Annotated in this window: 16 protein-coding genes and 1 pseudogene; 1 reads left to right on the top strand and 16 read right to left on the bottom strand. The window is 54.9% G+C overall.

Features of this window, described 5'->3' with window-relative positions; genetic code table 11:
- Positions 1-119 precede the first annotated feature (119 nt).
- Positions 120-482: a hypothetical protein gene (locus ACTJI7_RS03155; RefSeq protein WP_063154253.1), complete on the top strand. Its 363-nt coding sequence runs from the start codon at positions 120-122 to the stop codon at positions 480-482.
- On the opposite strand, the gene ACTJI7_RS03160 is transcribed toward ACTJI7_RS03155, so the two are convergent.
- From ACTJI7_RS03160 to ACTJI7_RS03235, 16 genes and pseudogenes are all read right to left on the bottom strand, one after another.
- The gene (locus ACTJI7_RS03160; protein ID WP_063154256.1) at positions 447-1,088 is read right to left on the bottom strand and encodes a hypothetical protein; all 642 of its coding nucleotides are present in this window, start codon (positions 1,086-1,088) and stop codon (positions 447-449) included. The two genes, ACTJI7_RS03155 and ACTJI7_RS03160, sit on opposite strands and share 36 nt — an antisense overlap.
- Positions 1,085-1,387: a hypothetical protein gene (locus ACTJI7_RS03165; RefSeq protein WP_071888249.1), complete on the bottom strand. Its 303-nt coding sequence runs from the start codon at positions 1,385-1,387 to the stop codon at positions 1,085-1,087. Before ACTJI7_RS03165 ends, ACTJI7_RS03160 begins: the two co-directional genes overlap by 4 nt.
- Positions 1,381-4,857 carry a host specificity protein J gene (locus ACTJI7_RS03170; protein WP_440669675.1) on the bottom strand — a complete coding sequence of 1,159 codons (3,477 nt, stop codon included), beginning with the start codon at positions 4,855-4,857 and terminating at the stop codon, positions 1,381-1,383. The genes ACTJI7_RS03165 and ACTJI7_RS03170 overlap by 7 nt, the downstream gene beginning before the upstream one ends.
- A 43-nt stretch (positions 4,858-4,900) precedes the next feature.
- Positions 4,901-5,518 (bottom strand): tail assembly protein, encoded by a 618-nt coding sequence (locus ACTJI7_RS03175; RefSeq protein ID WP_246949781.1) that lies wholly within the window; start codon positions 5,516-5,518, stop codon positions 4,901-4,903.
- Positions 5,511-6,230: a C40 family peptidase gene (locus tag ACTJI7_RS03180; RefSeq protein ID WP_246949784.1), complete on the bottom strand. Its 720-nt coding sequence runs from the start codon at positions 6,228-6,230 to the stop codon at positions 5,511-5,513. Before ACTJI7_RS03180 ends, ACTJI7_RS03175 begins: the two co-directional genes overlap by 8 nt.
- A gap of 2 nt (positions 6,231-6,232) precedes the next feature.
- The gene (locus ACTJI7_RS03185; protein WP_032677934.1) at positions 6,233-6,970 is read right to left on the bottom strand and encodes a phage minor tail protein L; all 738 of its coding nucleotides are present in this window, start codon (positions 6,968-6,970) and stop codon (positions 6,233-6,235) included.
- A gap of 55 nt (positions 6,971-7,025) precedes the next feature.
- Positions 7,026-7,364 (bottom strand): phage tail protein, encoded by a 339-nt coding sequence (locus tag ACTJI7_RS03190; RefSeq protein ID WP_032677933.1) that lies wholly within the window; start codon positions 7,362-7,364, stop codon positions 7,026-7,028.
- Positions 7,361-10,498, bottom strand: coding sequence for a phage tail tape measure protein (locus tag ACTJI7_RS03195; RefSeq protein ID WP_246949786.1), 3,138 nt, complete (start codon positions 10,496-10,498; stop codon positions 7,361-7,363). Before ACTJI7_RS03195 ends, ACTJI7_RS03190 begins: the two co-directional genes overlap by 4 nt.
- On the bottom strand, positions 10,482-10,754 hold the full coding sequence (locus ACTJI7_RS03200; protein ID WP_246949789.1) for a phage tail assembly protein T: 273 nt from the start codon (positions 10,752-10,754) through the stop codon (positions 10,482-10,484). Before ACTJI7_RS03200 ends, ACTJI7_RS03195 begins: the two co-directional genes overlap by 17 nt.
- A gap of 50 nt (positions 10,755-10,804) precedes the next feature.
- Positions 10,805-11,236 (bottom strand): phage tail assembly chaperone G, encoded by a 432-nt coding sequence (gene gpG, locus ACTJI7_RS03205; protein ID WP_032677930.1) that lies wholly within the window; start codon positions 11,234-11,236, stop codon positions 10,805-10,807.
- Between the two features lie 10 nt (positions 11,237-11,246).
- Complete coding sequence (locus ACTJI7_RS03210; protein WP_032677929.1) at positions 11,247-11,990, bottom strand: phage tail protein; 744 nt, start codon at positions 11,988-11,990, stop codon at positions 11,247-11,249.
- Positions 11,991-11,997: 7 nt separating this feature from the next.
- On the bottom strand, positions 11,998-12,396 hold the full coding sequence (locus ACTJI7_RS03215; RefSeq protein ID WP_000683284.1) for a phage minor tail U family protein: 399 nt from the start codon (positions 12,394-12,396) through the stop codon (positions 11,998-12,000).
- Positions 12,393-12,977, bottom strand: coding sequence for a phage tail protein (locus ACTJI7_RS03220; protein WP_023292731.1), 585 nt, complete (start codon positions 12,975-12,977; stop codon positions 12,393-12,395). The genes ACTJI7_RS03215 and ACTJI7_RS03220 overlap by 4 nt, the downstream gene beginning before the upstream one ends.
- A 9-nt stretch (positions 12,978-12,986) precedes the next feature.
- The gene (locus ACTJI7_RS03225) at positions 12,987-13,340 is read right to left on the bottom strand and encodes a head-tail joining protein (protein WP_039025133.1); all 354 of its coding nucleotides are present in this window, start codon (positions 13,338-13,340) and stop codon (positions 12,987-12,989) included.
- Between the two features lie 11 nt (positions 13,341-13,351).
- Positions 13,352-13,765: a DNA-packaging protein FI gene (gpFI, locus tag ACTJI7_RS03230; RefSeq protein WP_052259186.1), complete on the bottom strand. Its 414-nt coding sequence runs from the start codon at positions 13,763-13,765 to the stop codon at positions 13,352-13,354.
- A gap of 45 nt (positions 13,766-13,810) precedes the next feature.
- Positions 13,811-14,599, bottom strand: a pseudogene (locus ACTJI7_RS03235) (major capsid protein); the annotation flags it as partial.
- Between the last annotated feature and the right edge of the window lie 74 nt (positions 14,600-14,673).

Below are 14,673 nucleotides of genomic sequence, written 5' to 3' on the forward strand. Positions count from 1 at the left end.
CTCACGATAATAACGATCGCTTGAAACGATCAATCTTGTAAAATTGATCGCTCATATCAATCTGACTATTTTTTAAACTCTAATAAAATGGATATTCCCGCAGATACAGGAATGTAGAAATGAAACGATTATTTGCCGTGGCACTTTTGCTGGCGGCTGGCTGTGCCAATAAAGACAGAGACTATGCCTTCAAAATGGATTACCCGGTGGATGCGGCGCGCATATCTCTTGGGGGAGATATTCACGTAAATATCGACTGCGCTACGAGGGAAGTTAACGTAATTTCAGATAGCAGCAATGGAATTTTCAGCCGACATATAAATAAGCGGCTCAGCAACATCTGTTATAAGAAAACGGATAAGCTTGATGTTGTATACCGATTCGAACCTGCAAAGGGTGTAAAGCAAGACATGATCGCTACTCAATACCCCCGCGTCCCGCCAGTATCAAATTCCGACAAACTGAGCGATGGGAATTCGTAACCCTCGTCCCTGTAGTATCTGGCTCCAGTTGCGCTGGTTTTTGGATATATACCTGCCCTGCAGCTGTGAGCCAGTCCACCTTAAAGCGATCCCTGAGTAACCCGTCGCCCCGCCATCATCACTTAGATTTCCCGGACAGTTGTTAATCAGAATCCACGGATTAAAGCCGAGGTTTATCGTAAAGGTATTGTTCTGCAGATCATAACTCGCTGGCACATCAAAAAAACCAACGACCCTGGGCATTTTCGATGCTGATGCAGCGCTCCAGATAAGGTTTCCACCAGCGTCGAATACATCAAGGTAACCGCTCTGCATTCCAATATTTCGCGTCGTGCGTATCATCCTCCCTGCATTATCTTCAAGAAGATCGGCGCCGGGTAAACCATACTTATTTGCATCCAGTTGAAGCCAGCGCAAATTCCCGTCATTCCAGAATTGTTGTTGGGTAAATCCCAGCGTGCTTCCGTCACCAAACGGGCTGTCTACACGGTAAAACCCTTTTTCAGTCACAGCCCCCAGAGAACGCTGATCATAAAAAAGGGTGGACCTGTTTTGCGAATCGACGAGCAACTTCCCGGCACTGTTGTAAACTTCGAATCCGCTCATTGAAAGTTATAAACCTCAACTGTAAAAGTGAATGCAGGACTACCGGTGATAGGCAAATAGAATGCAGTGAAGCCGCCATTAAAAGCGCGGCAGTAATATTCATTTGCAGTTACGTCAGTTGTTACAATTGATATAAATGAACCATCCTGGGTTATACCGGAAAATGAAACGTCTTTCGCCGTTTCCCCGGCAGCAAATGTTACTGTTGTGCTTCCAATATAGCGGATAGCATAATCACTTAAATCAACGGAAATACGCCCTGCTCCGTCCCAGCATTGCAACCCCTGTGGCATTACCATAACCCCATTCTGACACGCAGCACGTTGTTGCTGTCGTAGATTTGAATGAGCGTGCTGGATATCAACATCCTGCCGCCGCCACCCACACCGTTAATTTCAAACGTTCCCCCTTTATCAAGCTTCCAGCCTACAGAGCCAGCCACATAGTTATTGGACTGAATAAAGTTGCCGATTTTGGCGTTCTCAATGGTACCGTCCTGAATGAAGCTGGCCCGGATGAATGTCTGCCCGTTCTGGATCACGAACGGCAAAGCCACGCTGTTACCGGCTGCAGTAGTCACGGCAAAACGGTCGGCCAGGAAGATAACCTGCGACTGCATCCCTGATGGCGTATTCTCCACACCGATCCCCATTCCTGCGGCGTAATACTGGCCATTACTCGTTACCCCAACCTTGATGTTGTACATCGCGCTGAGTTGGCCGTTTACGTTCGCAATGGCTTGGGCGTTGGTTGTTATCGCCGCCGTATTACCGTTTATGGTCGCAGTAATGGCGTTTATCTGCGTCGCCGTGGCCTGCTGATAATTCGAAACCGTCTGGCTCAGACTGTTGATGGATGCCGTATTACCGTTGACGTTCGTCTGCAGGCTCAGCAATGCGCGTGCCGTTGCCTCCCTGTCAGTGACGATCACCTCATCAATGCGGTCCAGCTGCGCGCTGTTACCGGCAACCGATGCCGACAGGGTTTTACGCGTGGCCACCTGGGCGAGATTGGCCTGGATTATCGCAATTGCCGAGTTCTTCACGCCTCCTGTCATGCCGTCCATCGAAACAGAAATCTCGTCTATCTTCACTTCGGCCTGCGCCAGCCCGTCAGCGTTCTCCTGGATGTCTTTCGCCTGCTGCTCGAGCTCGTCGGCATGCTTTTTGATTTCATCCGCCATGCCTGCAACTTTTTCGTTGCTGTCCACCGCGTTCTCGAGCAGGTCTTTGAACGTTTCCGACTCTTTCATATCCTCCAGAATGTCATTGGTTATTTCGCTGACATCTATCGAGGACGAGCCCATGACCCAGTCGGTCCAGTCACCGGCATTACCGATACGGTCAATCAGGCGCGCGCGGTACCACTGGCGAACGCCGGCAGGCATGGGACCATGCTGATAATCTGCAGCCGGGTATGGCACCAGGACCAGCAGTTCAGGATTGGCAAAGTCAGAGGTTGTGGCGCGCTGAATCTCTGTATAGGCCGTGTCGCCTGAGCCATCCGGGAATTTCCAGGTCAGGTCGATATGCCAGACCACATCTTCGGTCGCCAGGAAGTTGAGCGGAGTACCCGGTTTTCCCGTTTTACCTGAGAGATAAGTTGTTTTGCCGTATCCCCACGGTGACGACGAATCCTGCGCATTCAGCGCCCGGACGCGCACGTCATAGCTGCCCGAATAAATGCCCTGAACCGAGAAACCCTGCGCGCTGGTAACCGGAACGTTTATCCAGTCCCCGTTGTCCTTGCGCCACTGGGCAACGTACCGGATTGCGCCCTCCACCTTTTCCCATGACACGTCAAGGCTTGCTACCGTCAGGCCCTGCGACACATGATCGCTTTCAGTCATCACAATATTCTTCGGCGCAGACAGTACGCTTATCGGCGTGACGCTGATTGGGGCCGACTCGATCCGAACGCCGTCATCGATGTAACGGTATTTGTTTGGATCGTGCTGAACGGCCGTAATCGTGAAACCCCCAGTGCTGTCGTCATTAGCCGCAATTGAAGTCACCCGGAAGTATTGTATCGCGAGGTTATCACTGTCTATCGCCCACACAGCACCGGCGGCAGGTGCCTGACTAAATGCGGTGGCCACCGTCACCGTTTTTTTATCTGCGCTCACCGCGCTGATTGTGCGCGTCTGGGCTTTTCCGTCAGGCAGGTTAACCACCAGCCGGTCTTTCGCCGCGTAGTCTATTTCCCGATCCAGCGTAATCTGGCGGCCGTTGACCGCCCTGATGCGTCCCCCGTTCTCCTTGCCGGAACGGAAAGGATCGGCGACACCGATAATTTCAGCGGGCAGCGGGATGTAGCCATCCAGCCCCACGCCAAATGATACGGTACCGTCTTTGGCATTGGAGAGTAGTACCCAGCGCCCGCGCCGGTGCGCTTCACTTTGCGAGGTGCAGCCGATTGCGGTCAGGGACGTCTGCCGGACGTCGTAACGTTCTACAAGCGCCGAATCGTAGACCCCCTCAACGGTATCGCTGTAATGGTTCTGTGGATCGGACCAGGACACCAGGCAGGAGCTGTAGCGATTCTTGTATGAGCCGCCCGCATAAGTAAACAGTCCATCGATAACGTTTGAGACGTTATAAACCCAGTCAACATCGTCCTGCGGGACGTCTGCCTGGACATAAATCTGATCGTTGCCCCAGAAAGTTATTCCACGAAATACCGCGGCGAGATCGTTAAGTACCTGCCAGGCGTCCTCCTGGCTCTGAATGAAAACGTTGCAGGTGAAACGTGGTTCGGTGCCACCGGCCCCGTCGGAAACCATTTCGTCACAGTACTGGGCGATTGAATACAGCGCCCACTTATCCACCATGGACGCATCCACGCGCGTGCCCATGCCGTAAATTTCATCCAGAACCAGATCGTAAAAGATCCAGGCAGGGTTATTGGACCAGGCCATTTTGAACCCGCCGGACCATGAGCCAGAATAGGTTCGGGTTATCGGATCGTAATTATCCGGAACCTTAATCAGCTTGCCTTTTATCTTACAGGTCACTTTCGGCGCGCTGCCGTTGAACTGGCTGCTGTCCACTTCTACATACAGGAGCGCGGTTAAAGGATAACGAAGCTTGCTGTCGATGACTTCCGCATACGAAAACACCTTGAAGGCGTTAACCAGTTTCGAATTTGATCCGCTGGCATCAGCCGTAATACGCCTGACCCTGACAGACCAGCCGGACGTGGATTTTGGCAGATCGATACGGTGGTCACGCTGATATTCCGTCGTGGTCTTTCCGTCAAACTTGCCGTTTACAACCGTTTTCCAGGCGCCGCCGTCCGTTGATAAATCGATCGCATACTCGGTAACCGTGCCCACCATATCGCCGTTATCTTTATAGAGATACTGGACCGGAAGGCTGAGCTTGATGCGGATGGCATCCAGGGAAAGGTTGGTAAACTGGCGTGTCCAGGGCGCGGTGGTGGTGACAGTTGTGCCCACCGCCAGCTCGTTATCGACCTGGGGCATCCCGGCAATATAGGTCTGGTCCTGTGTCCCCTTGCGGAACTCCCATTTCACGCCTCTGAAGTTGTATTCCCCGCTGTCGTTTGCCAGCGGCGTATCGTTGAGAAAAATGTTCTGAGCGGTCAGGTCGCCCTGTATTTCCCCCTCAGAAACGGCAATGAGCATTTTTAACTTTGCGACCGACAGCAGATCGTCAGGCTGCTCAACCGGAGTATGTGAACTGCCACCTCCCCCTTTGGCACCCTGCAGGATGGTTTCTTGTTTAAGAAGCTGCATTTTTTCACCCATAAAAAAAAGGCGCCGAAGCACCTTTAAGTTAGTGGCCGCTGGCCTACTGCTTATCGCTCGAGTACATACCGGCGCTGACTATCGCTCCCCCTGCCTCGATCAGACCGTAGGCCAGGGGGACAGGATGTCCCATAGCGACCGTATTAACCGGCGCCCCGAAGGCGTAGTTAGGCGTGTTGTCCGTGCTGGAGGATTTACCTGCGCCGAAGGATGGCTGGGGCGTAAGCATCTGGACAACGCCGCCCAGCATCATTGACACCCCAACCCCGGTCAAAATCGACGTGGCGCTGATGGCTGTTGCGCTCATCGCCGCCCCCCAGGCAGCCATGCTCGCACCGGCAGTAAAAAAGGCGGCGACCAGCGCAACGGCGCCAACAACTATCTGCAGGACGCCCGAATTTTTGGCCCCCTCATAAACGGGCACGATCCGGTACACGCTTCCACCGCGGGTCATATCAAACTCTTCCAGTCCGATATTGTTGTCACCGTTAAAAAAGGCGAAACGGATCCCCTTCATATGAGCTTCCGACATATATTTTTTGAATCCGGGTACCTGTGAACACATGGCCCTGAGCATTTCGCGCAGGTCGGCAACATCAAACTGAACGCGTTTACCGAATTTTTTAGCCATTTTCCCTTCGAGAATAAGCGTCTTAACCATGCATTCGATCCTTATGCCTGACCACCCGGACCGTTCTGTCGCGATAATATTTTCCATAAGGCGTTCGCGAAGAAAGGTGCCCGAACAGATGATGCAGAATGATGTTGTCACCCACATATACAGCGGCGTGATTAGTCACCGATGCCTGCATGCTCATCATGATGATGTCCCCTGGCTGCATTGCACCGGCGGCAATCTCAACAAATCCCTCACGCTCCCAGTTGTCGTCGTAGAGCCGTTCCTTGCCGCTCTCCCACCATTCGTAAGGTACCGAATAGTTCCCGAGTCCAATGCCGTATTCGCGCAGATAAAATTCACGGATAAGCGACCAGCAGTCCGCGTAACCCAGTACCCACTGCCGCCCGATATAATCCCTGTCTTCACGCGGGGAGATCGTACAAAAATCCCCGTCCGGCCAGGACATGATCCCCCACTCAATACCTGACCAGTCGCACTGGATCCGGTCCAGCTCCGAGGGCACCAGCCGGACCACATCCGGATGGGAATGAATGAGCATGATGATCTCACCGCGCGCGCGGGCAGCGAGCTGATCTTCCGGGGAGAGCATGAATGTCTCCTCGGGTTTATCGGCAATGTTGCGGCAGGGAATAAAGATTTGCTGCTGGCCTGACTGAACAATCAGGCCGCAGGCTTCTTTGGGATATTCAGCAGCGACGTGCTGACGGATAGCATCCAGCAATTTTTCACGCATCTTTATTTCCCCTGCAGGTTAGCGGCCGGAAAACCACCGAACGGCAGCGGCGCGTCCGGGCCGTGACGATCCTGACAATCCTGCCGGCGGCCGCCACAAACGTCTTTCGACGGGTCATCGGTCGGCGTACCGTCTTTGGTAAAGTATTTCGTGCCGTTGTAATCGCATCCGGTCCCGCTTCGGTACCAGCCCCGCATACACCAGGTGCAGACAGGCGTAATCTGCCGTGTCGGCAGCTGCAGGCTCTGAATATCGAAAGGAGAACACAGCTCGAAATCAACCTGTACCCGCGTCTCTGCGGTTTTAGCATTGACGTAAAAGAGCTGTACGCGCTCATCGGCAGGGCTGGCACCCGGATTACCTTTTTTCCAGTTGGCGGCGTCGAGATACTTCGAAAGCGTGGTATGGATTTTGACCTTAGCCCTGACCATATCGTCATATTCAAGACACAGCGCGGTGACATAGTTTCCGACGTTCCCGACGGACAGCGTGGGCGTTGGCTGTGAACCTGTACTCGACAATTCCATCCCCTTCAGTTCGTAGGGATGGGGATCGTACTGGTTTCCCTGCCAGATAATGGCGGGCAGATTTTCTGCAGCGAAGGCTGCCCACCCCTCTTCCTGAATATTGTGCGCATGAAAACGCAGCACCTGATCCATACCGAATTCAGTGCCGTCGATCTCAATCAGCTGAATAACGCTGCCGGGCTCAAGCTGTTGGATGTCTGCCGTAAAACTCATACTCCCCCCATAAAAAAAGCCGCCCGGAGGCAGCTTTCAGTGTTTGTCGAGAAAATCAGGGCGCGAACGCCTGTTCAAAAGTGAAGGCAACAGTGGCTTTTTTCCCGGTAGGGAAAGAAACGCTGAACGAATCGGATTTCATTCTGAACAGCTTTTTTTCTCCCCATGGCGTGGTCCACCAGAACGATTTAGTAACGTGAGACATCAGAAAAGCGCGCAGCGCAGCCGCCTCCTGTCTGGTGCCCGTCCAGTCCAGGTTCCACGTTTCCTGTTTGTCGTTGATCCCCATCCCTGCTATCTGTTTGTAGCCATCCCCGAACTGGGCCTGCAGCGTTCGGGCTGTTTCAGTTCCCTGCGCTGTTTTTCTGGTGCGCCAGGTAAACGTGTCTGTCACGGTGTCCTCCTCGAATAAAGCACGCCGCCTGCGGACATTTCTTTTTTCAGTCGCTCGGTGATTGTCTGCTGAACAATCGCCTGCAGCTGTTTCGCCGTCCCCGTGGCGTTCGCCTGATTTATGCTCCCGTCACTCCCCTGCTGGCTGATGCTGACTGGGGCATAAACACTGATCCCGCCCATGCCAGCACCGGCTGCGCTCCCGCCGCCGACCAGACCACCCGAGGCATACCCGCGCATCAGGCGATAGAGATTAGCCACGCCGATGCGGCTGGTTGATTCTTTGGTGAAGACGAATTCCCCGCGGTGAACGATACCGGCTGGCTCGTACTTGCCGCCGTGCCCGGTAAAACCGCCCACGTCAAAACCCTGTGGCCGGTATGACGGGACCGCTAATGACTGACCTGCAGAGGAGGTTTTCGCCCCGCCGCTAACCCAGCCCATTGCGCTCTGGATGGTGTAAGCCACCAGCAGCTGATTGATAACGGACACTATCATTTTAAGGATCGAGCTGGTGAAGTCCCTGAAGCTCGCCTTCCCGGTTGTCGTCAGGCTGGTAAGCTGGCCCGCCAGCCCGCTGAACGTAGCCTGCGAAATCTGCTGAACAGAGCTGAAAACGTTTGTCGCTGAATCCTGATATTCGGCCCAGCCCTGTTTCGCACCGGCCAGCCAGTTTGCGCGCAGGGCATCTTCAGCCTCGAACGTCGCCCTTTGCTCTTCGAGAACCTTTTGCTGCGCCTGAGGGTTGTACGAATAGCTTTCGCTGAGACGCTGCAGCGTAGTTTGTCGCCCGGCTTCCCGGGTGGATACCCCCTCAGACTGAGCCTGCAGGCCCGCCCTGGCGGCTTTTTGCTGCTGCTCAAACTTCACGGCCTGATCGGCCAGCTGGTTGAGTTTTTGCTGGCTGGCAACCTTATCGCCCAGATCGGCCAGCTGCCGCTTGTACTCGAGCGTTTCTTCCTTGTGCGCCAGCAGGGATTTTTCCTGCGCTGTAAGCTGACGACGCCCCGCGGCCTCCTGCAGAACGGTGAACTGATTTTCAGTCTGCCAGAGATCCTGACGCTGTTTGCTTATGACGTCGTTCACGCTGGTATGCTGCTCAAGCGTTTTAAGCTGGGCCTGAAGGGTGAGAAGTTCGGCCTGCGCCTTTTCCTCGGCTTTATCCCCGGCGGGCGTTGAGTAGCTTTTGCCTTTCGGCGTTTTTGGATCCTTCCACTGCTTTTCAATCCCGGCGCGGGCAGCGGCAATGTCCTTTTCAGTCCACAGCGTGGCGACACCGTCTTTCGCATCCTGGCGGTTTTTCTCAATAAGCTGACTGAGCTTTTTCTCTGCTGAAGCCCGCTTTTCTGCCGCCGTCGCGCCGGACTCCACCAGCTGGTTAAACTGCTGCTGGTTGCGGATTGCCTGAGCCTGCTGGTCCGTCCGCATTTTTTCCCGCGCGGCTGCCAGCCCTTCCTGGGCGTATTGCTGATCGGCAAGATCGTAAGCCTGCTTTTTCAGCTCCACCTGCTGGCGCGCGTTTCTCAGCCTTTCCGCATCCGCTTTCTGCAGAACGTTGTTACCGGCATAATCCGGGTCGACTTTAAGATTGCTGGACAGCGCGCGGTACTCTTTCTCTGCTGCCTGCCATTCAGCAAAAGAGTCCTGGCGCTTCATCGCGGAGTCAGGATTACGCCCTATGCCAAGCATCGCATCCCATGCGCCGGAGGCGGCATTCTTCACCCAGTTCCAGGCTTTTTCGAGGGAGCCAAGATTATCCTCGACCGCCCCGGCGCGCTGAATGACCGCGTCGGAATATGCCCGCATGGCCAGCTCGGCAGCTTTCTGCGAATCCCCCAGCGCCTGAGCAGAAGCTATCTGTTCATACTGGGTAGCCGTCAGAAAGTGAAGGGAATCGTTGAGCGTAGCGACTGCGTTAACCGGATCATCCTTCAGGCGTTTAAACTGATTTATGGTTTCGTCAACGGCCTGCCCGGTAGCCTGCTGCAGCCTGGCGGCAACATTGCTGACCATGCTGACGTCATTCCCGCTGAACGCGCCGCTTCCAACGACCTGTGCCAGCACGCCTGCTGCGGCATGCTGCGTGATGCCATTACCGGCCAGCGAGCGCGCCAGCGCCTGAAGCTGCCCTGACGTTTTCCCCGCGTAGTTCCCGGTCAGGATCAGCTGCCTGTTAAATTCCTCAGACTCTTTGCTGCCGTCATACCAGGCCTTACCCAGCCCGAATACCGCCGCGGCAATCCCACCAACCATGCCGGCGATCCCAAGCCCGCGCAGCGACAGCAGCTGGTCTATCCATCCTGCCCGGTTAGCCAGCGTGATCCCTGAGCCGCGCAGCGCACCGAAGTTACCGCGCATGACCTCGCCGATAAGTACCCCCAGCTCCTGCCGGGCAGCAGCACTTTGCAGCCCCAGACCGTGCGTGGCCACTTTGGCAGCTTCAAGCTTGCGGATATAGACCTCAGCCGCATCGCTGGCACCGACCTGCGCCGCCTTCATGCGCAGCAGCTCGGTACCGGAGAGCTTTTGCTCTGCAACCTGTTGCTTCAGCTGGCTGAGGAATCGCGTGCGCGCTGCGGCCGATTTTTCCTCCACGATCTGCAGTTCTTTTTGCCGGGCCGTGGTGCGGGAAATAAGGGCGAGATAATCCTGCTGGGTTATGTTGCCCTGTGCCCTGGCTGCGCGAAAGCGCGCCTGCACGTTCGCAAGCGACTGTGTTTCACCATTGAGCTGGCGAACGCCGTCAATCTGACGGAAAAATGATGCCGCCAGTTCATCCTGTCGGCGGGCAAGCGCTGCAGCCTGCCCGTCATTCTCACGCATGCGTTGGTTAAGTTCGGTCACGCGGCGATGAGTTTCATCAACGGACCTGGAAACGTTCTGCCAGTCTTTTGTCAGCCCTTCCGTTGCGGCTGACTGACGGGATTTCATATCTGCGGCGGCCGCCGCGCCAGCGTCGCCCACACTCTTTAGTGCTGCGCTCTGACGGTCCGCAGCACGCTGCATTCGCGCCTGAACTTTATCAGACTCATCCGCCATTCCTGTCAGTTGCCCTTTGATTCGGGCGACCTGCTCGCTGAAGGTTGCGCGGTCAACATCCAGCTTAATAACCAGATCGCTAATCTGCTGGGCCATATCGGATACCTCCTGTGATCCCCTCAGCGGCGGTCATCAGCGTGTCATCATTCGGCTCGTCATCGCTGATGACGACATCCGAAGGAGAAAGCAGGCTGAAAAGTGCGGGGGTAAGTTCCGGGTCGCGGAAGAAAAGAGTGGAGATGGAATAAAGCAGCTCTGAGAAATGCGCATCGAGCTGCGCGTCCTGAAAATAATGCTCCCGGTAGAACTGGTGCCAGTCGCCCAGCTCACTGGAAGTCATTCCAGCCAGCATGGCGCGCCAGTCGGGTCGCCCGAACTCGCGCGCCAGATTCAGGACAAACTTCAGCTCGCTGGCAAGGGCTTTTCCGCCGTAACGGGTTCAGCACTTTCGGCCTCCGCTGAGGCATCCGGATCGGCAGGATTGTCATCCTCAACCGGAACGAGCATGCCGGAGAGCAGCTTTATTTCCATTTCTGCTTTACCGATCGCCTCCGGCGGCCAGCCGCTAAGCACCTGCTGATAAAGCGTTTCCACATCCGTGCCAGCCGGATCGTTATGCCACAAAGACATCGCGATCAAACGCGCACCGCAGCGAATATTTGAGCCAATCAGCCTGGCCGTCATTTCCTGATCGCTGATGCCGTCGCTGTCAGCGCTGACGGCCTTTTCCTCTGCGGCCATAAACGTGATGTACTCAATACGCTGCAGCGCCGACAGCTCGAAGATGGTCAGGGATTCTGTTTGCCAGGTGAACTTCTCTTTTTTCAGAAACATGCGTCCTTCCTTACGCTGCAGTTACGGCGACTTTGCAGACCGCTACGAAATTACCATCGCTGGTCATAACAATAACGTCAGCGGTGCCTGCCGCCACGCCGGTGACGGTGATCGCGTTGCCGCTAACGGTGACCGTTGCTTTTGCCCCGTCGGAGGTTGCCACGCGGAACGAGGTATCTGAGGCACTGGCAGGGTTAACCGTCACATTGAGCGTTGTGGTTGCGCCCACGACCACGCTTGCCGTGGCTTTATCGAGCGTAACGCCGGTCACGGGGATATTCGGGGTCCCGCTTTCTTCAGCCAGCTCCGGCTTGCCGGTATTGGTGATTTTCGCTGTACGGGTAATGACCTCTTTTGCCGGAATGGCTTTACCCAGGCTGCTGCACCAGCCGCGGAAAACGTCGACGGTACCGTTCGGGTATTTGATTTTGTAATAGCGTACTGAGCCATCAATAAACCATGCGACCAGGTCTTTTTGCCCTTCTTCGCCCGGTTTCCAGGCGAGGGTGAACGAGGTATCGCCAGCAGATTTTGCCCCCTGGGCCGTCGCGTTCCAGTCGGCATCCTCGTCGTCGAGGTAAGTGTCGTCATACGATTCGGCAGTCATTTCGCCCGGCGTAAGTTCTTTGATTTTCGCCAGGCGATTCCAGTCGATATCAGAGAGTGGGTTAGCGAAAGCGTTGCCCGTTCCGGTGTAAAGCCAGAGCGTCGTACCGGCGCCTTTTACAGGAGCAAGTGGATTTGGTGTTGGCATGTTTTCCTCACATTTCGTAAGTGATTGAATATTTCATATCGGCGGAGGTCCACAGCCCCATCGCATCATCGCGCTGGTAGTCGAAGCCTTGTGGAACCATGAGCGTTAACAGTGAATCAAGGCCGGGAACATCAGCGAGGGCCGGATAGATATGGCTTTCCATCCATTCATCCAGTTCGGAATCTGGTACCTGCGAGGACAGGAAGACCTCGATATGTAACGTTGCCGCCCACATATCGGCATCAAGTTCTTCGCCGGTATACTCCGCATCGGTCAGATAGACCGCGACGGCAGGAAAATCCTCCTCCTCAATGACAGCCGGGCGCCCGTCAAAAAACATGACGTCGATCCCGATGGCCTCTTCAAGCACATCAATAATTTTCTGGCGAATGAGAGTGTGTTTCATCGTGTCAGATGCAACCTCAGTTGTTGCCTGAGGGCATAGCCAAGTTGTTTTGGCATTTCCTCTTCAAGCATGCGTTTCTTCTCTGCTTCGAAAGCAGTAGTGAGGGGCGCGGACAATGGGATTTTGACCACGTCGATGGGATAACGACTTTTTCCTGCAATGCGCTTCATGACGTGCCAGCGGCCGTTCGCCAGGCGCTGGATAAAGGCGTCGCGAAAAACATAACGGCCAATTCTCAGCACGCTACTTTTTCGAACCAGCGGGCCTTTTCGGTTCGTAGCCCTGACCTGCGCGGCACCGAGTTTGATGGCGGGAAGGTTGCCCCGGTTAACCTTAATTCGGGCCGCTGAGTGCCCTGACGCCGAGGCTTTGTTGATTCTCACCCTTTGTCTGACCAGCTTTACAGGTATCCCCGAAACGCGGTTATCACCGGCTACCGTTTCTTTCGCCACCCTTCGGACGGCAACCGAGACGCCATTAGCAGCAACCCGGTTCACAGCCCATGCGCTGGCATTGGGAACCATATTTCTGTCCAGGCTATCCAGGTTAGCAATCGCCTGCTCAAGACCTTTTATCGACATGAATGCTCCTTAACGACGCCGCGATCCGCCGGGAGGTGATCCACTACCCAGCCATACATGGCAGGAACCGCAATCATCCGGGCCCACGCGATCAACCCAAAATTCGCGCCCGTTTACCTTCAGCGTGTCCAGACGTTCCAGCACGCTTACATCCGATGAGTTCACAAAAAACGTCGGCTTGGTTCCGTCAATTCTGATCCCCGCTTCTGCGAAACCGATGTTCTCTGGATCGTCAAAGACCCCGCGGAGCGTGACGCCGGATAAAGATCCAGAGGTTATCCTTGCCTCTGCGCCCATCACTCCACGTATAGTGGTATCCGCGCGCGCCATTGCTTCATCAAAAAGATTATCGAAATCAGCCATTAGGCCCCCTGTCAGACTTCCCGGGCCAGCCCCTGAGAAATCAGTTCGGTAGCCTCCGCGTCGGTCACGCGAATAACGACACCAGGCTCAACAATAGAGAGGGACTCGTTGCGTGTGGCGTGAAGTGCATCAATGTGCAAGGTCACCAGTGTCTCAACCGCCACCAGCTCGCCGGGCTCATATGACGCAGGATTCTCGGTAATAGAGCCAGAGGTGTTCTCTGGTCCGGGCTGGCCCGAGGTGCTGATAGCAGTAGTGCTGGCAACGGACACCTCAGCGCCCTCTTCTCCGTCTTCGTCGAGTTCCTCTTCAAGCTCAGAAATACGTAACGTAAGCTCCTGGATGGTGCCTGTGACGTTGACCTCACGATCAAGCTTTACGCCCAGCTCTTTCAGTCGGGCGATAAGGGTTTCTTTTTCTGTCATGGGAAATACTCCAGAAATGTGGCCCAACAGGGCCACTGGGGAAAGTTATGCCAGCTTGACTGAAACGAACGCGTCCGGATCTGGCAGCAGCATCAGCGGAGCTGACTGAATCATGGTGAACTCGCGAGCCGGGTCGCCCGTTTGCACCCAGTTTTTCGGATAGCGCGTTGAAGCATTAATGCCTTCGCGCTGTGCATCTGCATCCAGAATGCAGCCATAGGTACGCAGACCGCGCGCCTGGGTATTTCCCAGCACCATTGTCAGATCCGGCAGGTAGTTCTTTTTGACGTCATCCTCGATGTACTGACCGGAGTACACAACGATGGCCACGTCGCCATACATTCCCTTATAAGAGACGGCCATTCCCAGGTCTTTCAGGGCGGTTTCCAGCTCAGAGCTTGAACCGCGACGCGTATCCAGCTTTTCCTTCACCGCGTCAAAGGAGCGGAACAGCGCCCAGCCCTTTGGATCGAAGACGATAATGTTGACCACACCGCTGGCGTTAAGCGCGTACGCTTCAATATCATCGGTCGGGTCGTACGTTTTTTTGTCGCGAGAAGACCAGGCAGCTGCACCCGCCTGGGTGATGTTGTTACCGGCACTGCGTCCCATATCAACTTCAACCGGTTCAAACGCTTCACCGGTCATGGTGTATTTACCACTGAGGACTGCAGCAACGGCCTGCTTTTCTTCTACCTGCGCAATTGCAAGCTCTTCATCTTTCATGTTCTGAAGAATGATGCGTCGACGGCGATAGGCAGGGTCGGCCAGATTTTGTGGGTCTTCATCAGGCAGGCGGCGGAGGGTCATCAGCGGATTCACTTCGTGTTTTGGCTACATGAGTCAAATAAGTAGCTATGAGATTGACTGTGAAAGAAAAAAACAATATTAATTATGGTTAACTATCT

This window comes from Enterobacter sp. 22499 (genome assembly GCF_052044815.1).
GTDB classification, from domain to species: Bacteria; Pseudomonadota; Gammaproteobacteria; order Enterobacterales; family Enterobacteriaceae; genus Enterobacter; species Enterobacter bugandensis.

What these genes read in the sequence shown, in the direction of transcription:
- ACTJI7_RS03155 (WP_063154253.1), top strand. Translation starts at nt 120, where the DNA reads ATGAAACGATTATTTGCCGTGGCACTTTTGCTGGCGGCTGGCTGTGCC.
- ACTJI7_RS03160 (WP_063154256.1), bottom strand. Translation starts at nt 1,088, where the DNA reads ATGAGCGGATTCGAAGTTTACAACAGTGCCGGGAAGTTGCTCGTCGAT.
- ACTJI7_RS03165 (WP_071888249.1), bottom strand. Translation starts at nt 1,387, where the DNA reads ATGGTAATGCCACAGGGGTTGCAATGCTGGGACGGAGCAGGGCGTATT.
- ACTJI7_RS03170 (WP_440669675.1), bottom strand. Translation starts at nt 4,857, where the DNA reads ATGGGTGAAAAAATGCAGCTTCTTAAACAAGAAACCATCCTGCAGGGT.
- ACTJI7_RS03175 (WP_246949781.1), bottom strand. Translation starts at nt 5,518, where the DNA reads ATGGTTAAGACGCTTATTCTCGAAGGGAAAATGGCTAAAAAATTCGGT.
- ACTJI7_RS03180 (WP_246949784.1), bottom strand. Translation starts at nt 6,230, where the DNA reads ATGCGTGAAAAATTGCTGGATGCTATCCGTCAGCACGTCGCTGCTGAA.
- ACTJI7_RS03185 (WP_032677934.1), bottom strand. Translation starts at nt 6,970, where the DNA reads ATGAGTTTTACGGCAGACATCCAACAGCTTGAGCCCGGCAGCGTTATT.
- ACTJI7_RS03195 (WP_246949786.1), bottom strand. Translation starts at nt 10,498, where the DNA reads ATGGCCCAGCAGATTAGCGATCTGGTTATTAAGCTGGATGTTGACCGC.
- ACTJI7_RS03200 (WP_246949789.1), bottom strand. Translation starts at nt 10,754, where the DNA reads ATGCTGGCTGGAATGACTTCCAGTGAGCTGGGCGACTGGCACCAGTTC.
- gpG (WP_032677930.1), bottom strand. Translation starts at nt 11,236, where the DNA reads ATGTTTCTGAAAAAAGAGAAGTTCACCTGGCAAACAGAATCCCTGACC.
- ACTJI7_RS03210 (WP_032677929.1), bottom strand. Translation starts at nt 11,990, where the DNA reads ATGCCAACACCAAATCCACTTGCTCCTGTAAAAGGCGCCGGTACGACG.
- ACTJI7_RS03215 (WP_000683284.1), bottom strand. Translation starts at nt 12,396, where the DNA reads ATGAAACACACTCTCATTCGCCAGAAAATTATTGATGTGCTTGAAGAG.
- ACTJI7_RS03220 (WP_023292731.1), bottom strand. Translation starts at nt 12,977, where the DNA reads ATGTCGATAAAAGGTCTTGAGCAGGCGATTGCTAACCTGGATAGCCTG.
- ACTJI7_RS03225 (WP_039025133.1), bottom strand. Translation starts at nt 13,340, where the DNA reads ATGGCTGATTTCGATAATCTTTTTGATGAAGCAATGGCGCGCGCGGAT.
- gpFI (WP_052259186.1), bottom strand. Translation starts at nt 13,765, where the DNA reads ATGACAGAAAAAGAAACCCTTATCGCCCGACTGAAAGAGCTGGGCGTA.